At 41.1% G+C, this 12193-nt stretch carries 8 protein-coding genes; 2 read left to right on the top strand and 6 right to left on the bottom strand.

All coding sequences use genetic code 11. The features are described 5' to 3' along the window. Window positions 1-87 precede the first annotated feature (87 nt). A complete protein-coding gene (gene fabR, locus S4054249_RS19935) occupies window positions 88-699 on the top strand; it encodes an HTH-type transcriptional repressor FabR (RefSeq protein WP_046354565.1) in 612 nt (203 codons plus the stop codon). Between the two features lie 28 nt (window positions 700-727). Here the strand turns inward: fabR and S4054249_RS19930 are convergent, their stop codons facing one another. The 6 genes from S4054249_RS19930 to S4054249_RS19905 form a co-directional block, all read right to left on the bottom strand. Continuing rightward, window positions 728-1795, bottom strand: a complete 1068-nt coding sequence (locus S4054249_RS19930) for a hypothetical protein (protein WP_046354566.1) — start codon at window positions 1793-1795, stop codon at window positions 728-730. Between the two features lie 53 nt (window positions 1796-1848). Then, on the bottom strand, window positions 1849-3327 hold the full coding sequence (locus S4054249_RS19925; RefSeq protein WP_052960852.1) for a hypothetical protein: 1479 nt from the start codon (window positions 3325-3327) through the stop codon (window positions 1849-1851). A gap of 11 nt (window positions 3328-3338) precedes the next feature. Further along, a complete protein-coding gene (locus S4054249_RS19920; protein WP_046354567.1) occupies window positions 3339-4208 on the bottom strand; it encodes a GEVED domain-containing protein in 870 nt (289 codons plus the stop codon). Window positions 4209-4218: 10 nt separating this feature from the next. Then, window positions 4219-5460 carry a hypothetical protein gene (locus S4054249_RS19915; protein WP_052960853.1) on the bottom strand — a complete coding sequence of 414 codons (1242 nt, stop codon included), beginning with the start codon at window positions 5458-5460 and terminating at the stop codon, window positions 4219-4221. A 49-nt stretch (window positions 5461-5509) separates the two neighbouring features. Then, a complete protein-coding gene (locus S4054249_RS19910) occupies window positions 5510-7450 on the bottom strand; it encodes a Hint domain-containing protein (protein WP_046354568.1) in 1941 nt (646 codons plus the stop codon). Between the two features lie 121 nt (window positions 7451-7571). Next, the gene (locus tag S4054249_RS19905; RefSeq protein WP_046354569.1) at window positions 7572-10880 is read right to left on the bottom strand and encodes a GEVED domain-containing protein; all 3309 of its coding nucleotides are present in this window, start codon (window positions 10878-10880) and stop codon (window positions 7572-7574) included. Between the two features lie 417 nt (window positions 10881-11297). Here S4054249_RS19905 and S4054249_RS19900 point away from each other — a divergent pair, with 417 nt between their 5' ends. Then, a complete protein-coding gene (locus S4054249_RS19900; protein ID WP_046354570.1) occupies window positions 11298-11975 on the top strand; it encodes a PKD domain-containing protein in 678 nt (225 codons plus the stop codon). Window positions 11976-12193 lie beyond the last annotated feature (218 nt).

The following is a 12193-nucleotide window of genomic DNA, read 5'->3' as shown; positions in this document are numbered from 1 at the left end:
GTACGCTAAAATAGTATTTCATTCTTGTGCCGTCAAGTATTAGACTGCTCAATTAGCGTATTGGGGCAAATAAACTAGGGGTTATTCATGTCAGGTGTGCGTGCACAACAAAAACAAAAAACTCGACAAGCACTGATAGAAGCAGCGTTTAATCAGCTCAGTGCTGAGCATAGCTTTTCTAATTTGAGTTTACGTGAGGTGGCCCGCGAGGCAGGCATTGCACCAACTTCTTTTTATCGGCATTTCAAAGATATGAATGAACTTGGACTGACGCTGGTGGATGAGGCTGGACTTACTTTAAGGCAGCTTATGCGCCAAGCAAGGCGGCGTATCGCCAGTGGTGGTAGTGTGATTGATACGTCTGTTCAGACATTTATGGAGTTTATTGAGACGTCGAGCAACCAATTTAGGCTTTTGCTTAGAGAGCGCTCTGGTACTTCACCAGCTTTTCGTGCTGCGGTAGCGAGAGAGATTAAGCACTTTATTTTGGAACTTGCACATTATCTCGAGTCTGAAACTAAGCTAGATCCGCTTCATGCTTATATGCAAGCAGAAGCCATGGTGACGTTAGTATTTAGCTCGGGGGCAGAAGCACTCGATCAAGACCCACAACAGCGCGCTGAGCTAACAGATAGATTGATTTGGCAGCTGAGATACATTGCAAAAGGTGCTGCGGGTTATCAAAAGAAATCAGATTGAAAAATAGGGCCAGAGGCCCTATGACGTTTTACAATTGACATTGGCCTAGCCAAGGCGATGCAAAACAAGTTTCCCTCAATTGTGTAGCATCCAATAAGGCTTGTTCAGCAGCGACTTTTTGCGCTTCAAGTTGCGGCTTTTCACTTTCAGAAGCAACAGCTAAAAAGGCTTCGGCTCTTTGCAGTGTTCTGACTGCATCACCAAAATGCGCTTCTACAGCATGCCAAGTTTTTTCATATAAATAGTTTTGCTGTACTGCTTGCCAGTCCTGTGCACCATAGTGTCCTGAATCCTGAAATCCAGCGACAACAAAACTGCGTGGTACTTTCTCCAGTTCAGCTAAATCTTTTACCAATCCATTGGCATCAAAACTGTAGTCAACAAGGCTTGCTAACGTCTCCAAGCAGGGTGAAATGTTTTTGCCGCTACAATGTGTCGGCTTTGCATTTAACTTTGCTTGTAGCTCTGCAGGCAAGGGGCCATTTGAGTTTACATCAACACTGAAAACAGCATTTTCAGCATATTTCTCAATTTCACGAATTTTGGTGAAGGTCTTTTTGAAAAATAACAAACGAATTTTTATCTTGATAACAAAGCGTTTGAAATCTTCTTCTGTCCTGAAGTGAAGCCGGGTATTGATAAAAATATCTCGACCGTAGTTAACTTGATAAATAAAGTGAGTACCACATTGGCTTATGTCTTTACCATCTTTGACTGATCTTTGTTCTAATGTACTGTAGCCTTCGTCTAGTTTGAGGTGTAGTTGTGATGTCATGGTTTTATTATCTGTGGCATTTCTATGTGTCATGGATGTAGACACACTGCCAGCAATAATAAACAAATTTACACCGCCATGAACTTCACCAAACGTTCTTCTTCGTATGTTTGAGCTATTCACTCTTTGAAAGTAGTCTAGACTACCAGATAAGTCTTTATGGTAAGAGATTTGACCAACTAAACAGTGGTCACCAACTTGATGTGACTGGGTCGAAAATGCTTTTCCAAGATCTGAATCTTTGATTTGTTTACTGTAATATACCTTACTAAACGCATCAAACGACCAAATCATCGTCAGCAGAAACAATGTGAGTTTCATATCTGCTCCTGGAAGCGACCACAGCGACATTGCCGCTGTGGTCTTTTGGTGGTTTATTGTGCGAATGCGTTACCATAGGTACTTAAAGCACCCTCGCAAAGACGCCAGTTTAGGATCCCTCTTGCTGGCGCATTTACATCAATAAACGTTGGTGCCCAACGCATGTTGCGGAACTTCGCGCTTTCATCTTCAGTTACAACGCCTGAACGTACAGCTTCTTGACGTGCGAGTTCACACTTTTTCCAGTCAAGGCTATCACTGCTAGGCAATTGTAGTTGTGTGACATCATAGTTTGCCGGACAAGCGCGCCCGCGTTGCTCGCAAGCTTGCTTCATTTCGCGTACTTTGTTTTCACATGCGTAGCCAAATGGGTTGTCTCGACAGAATTGTGCCGCATTGAAGAAGAACCAAGCATTATCGTAAGCATAGTCCTTGATCTGCTCCACAGAAGTACGTTGTGCTTCAGGTAAGTATGCGTAATAACTGTTCAATAAACTCTGAGCGCGTTGCTCATCAAGAATAGACTGTTTAAAGTCATCTTCTAGCTCGCTAATTAGCCACTTTGTTGCATTTCTTACAACTTGATACTCAGGCACTAGGGCACGAAGTGCCAGTGATGAGTTGTCATATCGAGTTGTGTAGTAACGTACAACATTGTAATCGGACAATGTGTTTAGCTGTTGTCTGAAGCTGTTCTTAGAATAGTTCACAGCTTCATAAAACATGTCGAAACATGGTTTTGGATTATCCAAAGAACAGGTGATGATGTTGTTTGGAATAATGCTCAACAATTGCTTTGGGTCACCCCCTTGTTGAACCGCACGTACCGTTATTTTAATTGATGACTTAGTATCATCTTTTAGGTACTTAAGCTGACCACCAACATTAAACACACCACCATATAGATCGACATCTAAGTAACCACCGATTTCAGATTTATCACGGTTACTACCGTAATCTATCTTCAGGTTAACAAGGACACTTGCACCGTATTCAATACCTGTTACAAACTCATCACCCGCCAGAGTTTGAATTTTAGTTTGGTAGTTATTGGCAATGTTTTCACCTACCTCAGAGAGGGTATAGCCTTGATTAACATTCTTAGGTAAATATAAGTGCTTTTTAGGCGTGCTTGAGGCACTAAACGTATATGAACTTGAGTAGGTGCTTGCAGCCATTTCCTTTGCAAGCGAAGCCCCTGCAGATACACGAACAACTGGGAAGTTGACGTCAACATCCACACTACCATTGAGCGATCTCAACATGTCATCATAGTTTAGGTCGATACCCGTAGTGAATTTTAACTCGGTGTTACCGAAAGTTTCATCAACCACACCAGCGACTGGCTGTACATTTAAAAAGCGTTTTTTCTGGCTATCATAGGCTGTACCAATTGCAACATGATCATTGATAAGCCCAGAGACCACAGAGCCAGATAACGTTGAAGTACTCGGCTGTGACTCTATTTTTTCACCAGCAAATGCTGCACCAGATAGTGCTAATGACAGCATAGATAAATAGATAGATTTCATATCATCATTCCTTAACGAACTGTTACGAGGTAGTCTTCTACTTCGCCATAGTGAATACGCTCACAGGCGTTATCAAAACCGCCACCTGCATCAGTGGCCACTCGCATCAAGGTAATTCCCTCTGGAACATTATTAGGGACGTCTACATTGAAAGTAAAAGTTTGGTCAGAAGCACCGCGGTAAACGCGCTCATTGGCATCAAATTGGCCGTTGTGGTTCCAGTCAATCCATACTCTTGCCGCAACATAAGATGGGAAAGTGGGATCTTCATTACCTGGAGTAATAGTAAAGCGGGCCGTCTTATTCGCACTGAGGGTTAACACTTTTCCAGACACGATGGTGTGACTTTTACTACCTGAGGTGTGCTCAAACGTATCGACCTTGACCGACTCGATCCATTCCCATTCATTATCATAGCTGCGGTTTTCACAGTAAGAGCGAGATAAAAGAGTCGTTTTTAATGCAATAGGGCGATACTCAGGTGGCATGGTTGTACATGCCTGAGCTTCGCTTGTGCCAGCATACCAATCATAAGGGTTAGAAAAGTCAGGATTTGCAAACGTTAAATATTGTGCTTTGCCTGCGGCTATTTTCGCGTTAGATAGCCACAGCGCTTTAAGCTGATTAAGCTTTTGCTCTTTTGGCACAATAGCTCTGGAGTCATACATCTGTTCCCATAGCTCAACAAGCAAACCATCGTAGCATTTTTTCAACCAAGCAAATCGTCCTTGTGCTTGAGATACTGTTAACACATCTCCAAGCTCACTGTATTGCGCTTGTTGTATAACGGCTTGCGGATCTTCATTGGCCATCACATTAGTTGTCGCAATAGAAAGTAAGGTGAGAGCTGGTAAAGTGATCTGTAAATTTGTTTTTTTCATCTTATCGTCCTTACCTTAAGATAGCACTGATGGCGCTGTAATCTTGATAGTACCCAACGCTTTGTACTTCATAATCAATACAGTAATTACCTTCAGGGTTTCTTTCACAGTAATCTACTATGTCAGCAAATAAGTTTGCGTTTGCACGGCTAGCCCGTTCGATTTCGCCTAAGTCTCTAAGCTGGTTTGCATCAAACTGTGCAGCATAGTACCGCTGTAAATTTTTTGCTCTTCTGTAAGTTAAACGCTCTTCAATCCAACGTGAGATAAGCTCTTTAACAACAAGTTTTGTTAGATAGTTCACTGGCTGATAGCCATTTGCAGGGATCAGTGTTTGTAACTGTGCACCTGAATCAAGGTATTTTGTGATGTAAGTTTCAGTTACATTGTAATCATCTAACGTATTAAATTGATTGATGTAATCCGTTTTTAGATAATTGACCGCTGATTCAAATAAGTTGAAGCAAGGCTCTGGATTCAACAGCGTACATTGCATAATGCCATTTGGAATTATTTGCAGTAATCTGTTCGGATCACCGCCGCTTTGATAACCACTGATGGTGATTTTTACCGACTGTTTTCTTTGCTCATCAATATTTTGCAAGCGACCATCTACATCGACACTACCGACCCATTCAACGCCTAGGTAGCCGCCAATTTCACGTTTGTCCGCTTCATTGCGGTAATCAATTTTCATATTGATGACGACATTGGAGCCATAGGCAAAACCTTGTACAAAGCCATCACCTAAGTTATTTGCTTTGTTACCCGGATAGGCTTGCGCAAGCTCTGTAGCCGCAGCAGTTGGTTTGTATCCGCTTTCATTTGATGGCATCAAAATACGAGACTTTGGTTTGACTGAAGAGTAAACCGTGTAAGTACCTGTATAACGATCTGCGCTGATATCTTTGGCATAATTTGCGCCTGCATCTACACGTACGACAGGGAAATTGAATCCCGCATCGACTTGACCATCAATCAGTTTCAGTGTTTCTTGGTAGCTTAAGTCTACACCAACACGAAAGTCGATATTGGTGTTTCCTAAGTGCTCGACAGCCATACCTTCTACAGATTTAAGGCCCAACATGATATTGCCTTTACTTTTATGAGCAGTCCCAAGTGGCACTAAATCTATGGCTTCTGTTTGGAAATCCATCGCTGCTATGTTGCTAGCAGGCACTTTTTCAGGCGTTGCACTTACACACATTGGAAATGCAAAAGCCGCAATTAGATAATTTATGTTTTTCATCATTTTCACTCCGTGAAAAGGGCCCTAGAGGCCCTTTACATTGGCCATATCCTTACTGCTTTAGACTATTTAGATAATCTTTGTGCCATGCTTCAGGTAGGCGGTTTAGAATATCTTGCTCAGTTTCAACGATTTCAGTGAACTCATTTTCACTTTGCATACCTAAGTCACCCACTTGAACGCCATTCGCGAATAAGCTGAATGTTTCACCCACTTTGTATTGAGGGTCATCTTTGCTGCGCTCTAAGCGAAGGTTATAAACATTATCTACGAATTTAACTGTTTCTATCTTAGATACTGATTCTGGACCATCCTGTGTATGGATCACGTCACCAAGCTCAACTTTGCTTGCCCAGACTGATTTACCTGAACGCATCACAACTGGGTGAGACTCGGTAAGTAAGAGTTCTTTACCAGAACGCGTAGTGATTTGTGTCATTGGAATTGCTTCCACACCAACGGAAATATCAGCAATCGTCAATTGTGTATGGCTTGAAGGCGAATATTCACTTGCACCTAGTACCGTGTCACCGATCTGTAATGACTCGATAGGCACTTGCTTACCACCAGGTAAGGTGATCAGTGAGCCCTCAGCTAAGCAGCTGTATACAATTTGCATTTGTGGGTAATCAGTAAATGCCCAAGAGCCTTGCTCTGGTGTTGAGCCAACCACAAGCGTACCAGGACGTGGTCGACCCGGCCTTGTCTCAATATCAGCAGAAATGTTCAAAATCCAATTTGCATCAGCATAACGGCCATAAAGAGACGCATCGCCAAATACACCCTGTGCTCGAGGGATATTCCAAGATATCTTCGTTCTCGTACGACCACCGACAATGAAATACTCAAGTTTAATGTTATTTGCGAAGAAGTTGGCGATATCTTGATATTGGTTACCTGCAATTTCGTTTGCACCACCACCTTCTTTCGTTTGAATAAAGATATTTGAACCTAAGTTAACGACGCTTGGTTTTATAACTGGGTTGCCATTATTACCGACTTCTAACTCAACACCTTTATCCGTCTCAACAGCGTCAAGTACAGTCCAGTCTGGACGGTAGATACGCGTCACTTTACCTGTAATTGTGTATTCACCTTGGAATGGGATCTTCAATTTCAACTGATCATTTGGTGTCGATGTAGGATAAATATTTTCATAATCACAATCCCCATAGTTACGGTTCAAACAAACTGTGATTTTGTTGTCAGGTCCACCTGTTTTTGAGCGCGTGTCCTTAGGGTGATGAATAATCGGCTCTGGGCCATTCATCACTGTAAAGTCAGCGCTTTTACCACTTACTTTTGCATTTACACCGGCGATTTGGTCAAGCAATGTTGCTAATGGGTATTCAACAATGACATTTTGATCTTCAACTACTTGGCGACCACTTGCATCGGTGTGCGTAACGGTTATCCATGCATCAGCAAAAATAGCTTCAGAGTTTTGTAATTGAGTGAGGATATTTTCCAATGGCGTTGAAGAAAGGATTTCTTTACGCTTTTGCTCAGCACCATCACCAAAATATTCAATGTATTTAGGAAGAGTAAGGTACTCGCCTTTTTCATTCATAAGTACAATATCTAGCATTGTATATTCTGTGCTGTAAGTTTTTGAATTAACAGCAGTAACGACAAGGTGTGGTTTATTTGTTCTGGTATCTGTTCTGATACTCACACCGGTGTGCATGAAGAATGAACACAATGCTTTATTTGCGCTTTTACAATCTACAGGTGCCTGATTCAAAGTCGAAGGCATGACTTTACTGGTTTTAAAGTTTGCCCTTTGCTCTATCAGGTTAAATAGATGCGGCCTTGTTTTAGCATTCAGGCCATGCTGCGCTAAACGTTTAATTAGCTTGGCATTTTTATCTAACACCTGTTCTTGAGTAAACACATAATTAGCTTCGCCAATTACTGGGTTTATGTCATTTGCCAGTGCTAGCGTTGAAGTTGCACCTAACGCGAGTGCAACAGAAAGACTTAATAATTTCATAGGTATGTTATTCCCTTAAAAACAGTTAAAAAGTTTTCGAGCGCATGCTCAGGCACTCACCAAACTTGTGTCTGGTGAGTCCTTACTACTAAAAAATTAAAAGGTGCGTGCGGATTACAAGTTAGAACACGCGAACTTTAAAATTGACGTCTGCAACTTCCCCGTCATAGAAGTTTTTACACCCGTCTGATTTACGATTATAAAGTGGATATTCTTCGAGCTTAGCCCTGAGCGTAAAGCGTTTAGGGACCCAGCCGATAGATGGCAATCTCAGAGTGTGGCTTACTTTGATTCGACAGGTGTCATCGACATTACAATCAAGTAGATAGTTACTTCTTGAATTAGAGAAGTTGGCCTCTTTGCTCTTAAGCCAGCCATTTTCATCTGCGTCTAGCCAAATTGTGAAGCGTACATTATTTTCCGTGTCAGCAATCAATGTTTGGGCAGTCGATTTAGGAATGACATTAGAGAGCATATTGACCGTCAGTTCACGCTGTTGTGGGAAAGAGGCATCAATAACATGCGCACCATATCCAGAAGCGTTTGAGCCTTGTGAACCATCAATATAGGTTAGGTTATTCCAGTCCGTAGAAAGTGACAGTTCATCAATGTATAAAGCGTTTTCATATGATGGTGCTAAGCGGCTTACCGAACATAGATCGGACCCCGGTGGTTGTGCAGTAATATTGATCTGTTTACTAACCGTATCTGATTCGCCAGAACCATCCTGATAATTTACAGTGAGCGTCACATTGTAACTTTCGGTGGCATCTGGGTATTGTACGTCCGCAGGATTTTTACGGTCGCTGGTTGGCGTGTCAAATCCAAAGTCCCAATGATAGGCTGGGTTTCTTGTATCATCCAGTGTAGTGGTATTAGTGAATTTCACTTTATTACCGTCTAGGATTGTATAGTCAAATCCAGCGGAAATTGGAATAGGTGGCTGCTCTGTTTTCACTTGGAAGTCGACGACTTGCCCACTGCTTAAATAGCCACATGTTGTAAAGTGGTCATAGTTACTGCCTATTGCAAGCCTTAATATAGACTTCCCTAGTCTCACTTGGCTGTCAATGTTAAATGTAATTTGCCCATTGGACACAGTGGCATTTTGAGTGAGAGCTTCTTCTGGACTGAAAATACCATCGTGGTTACTGTCAAAGAGCACTGAGACTGATTGACCGTTCAGGTTTTGGCCTACAAACAATATGTTTTGTGTGCCACGGTTTAAAACGGCTGTGTCAGAGGTAACAGACTGGTAACTTTGCGCAGTTAATACCACAGGTGTATCGTTTAAGCTTACATTTGTCGGCAATAAGGTATTAGCGCTATTAATGTCAGGAGCACAACCATTATAGGCTTTACTAAAATAGTGGCGACCAGCATAAAGTTGCGAGCTGTTGTGTTTAGTCACAGTAAGCTCAAATAGATTGAGTGCATCGACTGCGACTGCTTGTTTTCGCGTTAAATAAGGTTGAATTGCATGTCCACTGTCGCTTGACCAAGAGTCAGAGGTACCATCTCCCCAGTTGATATCAATTTGTGCGATTTCATTGGCAGGGATTGTTGTTAAGTCGAATGCTATCTCGTCATATTGCGTGAAAATATCTAAATCGAAAGTAGATTTATTTGAGTTCTGTGCCACCAGACCAACAGACACCAATACGTTATCTACATCATTTTTAGCTTGTGCTGATGTGCGGTTGGCATTGAAGCTCGACGCTTGAGAAACTAAGCAGAATGAGGCATCAGCAAGGCTGGCATTGCTTGGTAGACAGTCGACATTGGCTTTGATAAATAGCTTAAATGCCTCTTCTACAGACCAGTTTTTTGACTTAACTAGCTCATAAAATGCTTTTCTAAATAGGCCCGCAATATTGTAATGTGACTCACCTGGTGTAAGCATAGAGAGGTGATCTAACCCCTTTCCATCAGCAGAAGGCAGAGCAAAATGTCTACCTGCAACATCTGAATAGAAAACATCCCAGCCATACCACCACTTTCTATCTTTTAAGGCATGACTATTATCTGATGTTTGATCTAAGAATGCTTTTGAGTTTGTATAGCTACCACTTACGCCTGCTTGCAGATAACTTAGCGCAGCGATACTTGCTATATCTGAAAACGCTTCATTGAATGCGCCAGCTTCGCCATTGCCAGCAAGCCCACTATTCCAATAGGTTATCGCATGTGCAGACTCGTGTGCGATCAGACTGAGAGTTGTATGAGCGTAACTGGTTGCCCCACCATCTCCGGTGCCGTAATTTGTATAGGTATCATCCCAAAATGCTTGAGCTGATCCCAAAGAATCGTTGCTTACGCGTTGCATCAATTGCTTGATACAATAACCAGAATAACTACAATCATTGTTAAGACTTGGGTAAAGATCGGCGAAGAGCTTGTGATAATACTGCATGACTAAACCACCATAAAAATGCGCGTCGTTTAATCCTGAGTAGCTAAAGTTATACCAATAAAAATCATCTATTTGAGTTTTATTAAAGTGTTCTGTGCTGGTGCTGCAATCAAATGAAAATGCAGCTTCCTGATCGACTGGGTAGTCAATCGTTTTAACATATTGATTTTCAAAGAAGCATTGATTGCCTTCTTTTTTGACAATAAAAGGGTAGCCGCCAAATTCATTGAAGATCAGAGGTGTGTCTACTGTCGTATCCTCGAAAACCAGCTCTGTACTTGCGTTGGTATATTGATCAAATTGATAGGCAAGGCAATTCGTCATACTTGATGGACTTGGTGAGTAGCAGATTGCACCGAGTTTTTCATTGCCTCCAATACCACCGGCAGCAACATACTCTGCATTTGTCGGGGTGAGTTTATCAACAGCACTCTTCTTATCTAATACCTGCAATGTTACGGCATGTAATAGCTGTTCTTCTATTTTGTTATTATGCGTTACGCGAACAGAAAATGCAGGAATAAGACTACCTTTCCACACTTTATATACTTTTGAGAAAGAAAAATCCTCAGCTGTTTTTAATACCGATGCAAGCTGTGTTTTGATGCGTTGTTCAGTGAACTGAAAAATATCATTACCAACAAACTGGCTAGATTTATTCAAGGAGAGAATTTGACCTAAACCTTGAATGATTTCGTCATCATTTTTAATGAGAACAAATTGTCCATCTACAACAGGGTAACCGTTAAAGTAGGTTTGATAATGTTCATATTTTGTTTTTTCGCCTTTTACTTTGACAAGGCGGTGCTCTAAAGCGTCGGACGTATTTTTAGTTGTTGGTACGCTTTCATTGTTCGAAGTAAAATAAGTGGGTTTGAGCACTGAGCTTGAAGGCTGTGAACCCCATAAGTGCTCCTGATTGATTATAGGCTTTAATTCAGCTGCTTGAATGCCGCTCGCACCTATAATAGATAGACTTACCATCCCCAATGCGAATGGGAAACCACTAATGCGCATTTTTATCTCCTTGTGTGAATTTAATGCGTAAAATGCCAAACAGTCATGTTCCGTTAAGCTTTAAAAACATCAAAAGCCGTTTCCTTCTGGCATTTCAAGTTGTCTAATAATTGAACTATTTAAGATGCTAAAGTAAAAGCTCTGGGAAGTAAATAAAAGTTTATAAAAAAAATGATATATGTATAAAGTGTTAAATTATATTTAAATTCGGTATTATGGAAGGAAGCATGACTTATACAGGTATTGAAGTTAATAAGCCCAGTTATCGGTTAATTTTCATTATACCTAGTGGTCATTAGATTTGTAATTAATACATATGTATTAGTCATAGGGTACTGTGTTACTGGTATTGATTTTTGTGTATTATGTATACAGTGGCATAGTGTCATATTTAAATTTTAAAGTTGGAATTGATTCATGGATGGGAAAATAAGGAATGTGTTGGCAGTTTTATGCTGTCTAAGTCCTCAGTTGATTTTAGCAAGCGAAAGTACCGGATATTTTTGGGATTTTGGAGATGGTACATATTCACACCTTGCTGAGCCTGAACACCAATATGAAACGGCTGGTATTTATACAGTTACAAGAGAAGCGTATCAAAATGGTGTCTTAATTAATGTTAGTGAGCAAGTGGTTGATTTAATCACCCCAAAGATTATTGAATTAGACATCATTGTACCTCAGCTAATCACTGAAAAAGCGCAATTTGAGCTTACTGCACAGCTAGTCACGAGTGAACCATTGGAGGCGATTAGATATCAATGGTATGTAGATGGTCAGTCACTTGGAGATGCATCAAGCGGTCCAATATTAGAACATGTATTTAGTGATGCGGGCGCTTATACAATGACTTTGAATGCGCTGTGGGAGCAGACGATTGTGCGGTCACTTGAAGTTGACGTCATTGTTGCAGAACAAAATGATAACACGGACCCTGGTGATGGTAATAAGGACCCCGGTGATGGTGGCACAGATCCAGATGACGGAAAAAGCGAGACGCCTAATAAAAACCCTGACCAAAATGATGGGGGAGGAAGCTGGGGTTTCGTGAGCTTATTTGGCTTATTTTGTTTTGCCTTGCGTAGGCGAAAATAAAAATGAAAAAACCGCCCTCTTCGGCGGTTTTTTTACGCTTAATATTTAATTTAGTCATCAGCAAAAATTGCATTAAGACATAAGGTAAATCGGTTGTTGTCTGCATTATATTTCCCTTATCTGTCTTTTTTTTGGTGTTTTTGTTTTGTTTGGTAGGTGTTAATTACTATTAATTGAAGTTTTTATGCTTGATCTGAGCTTTTTAGACGTGTTAAAAC

Source organism: Pseudoalteromonas luteoviolacea (genome assembly GCF_001750165.1).
GTDB lineage: Bacteria > Pseudomonadota > Gammaproteobacteria > Enterobacterales > Alteromonadaceae > Pseudoalteromonas > Pseudoalteromonas luteoviolacea_G.
The sequence above is the reverse complement of the archived record's forward strand: the minus strand, read 5'-3'. Positions and strand labels throughout refer to the sequence as shown.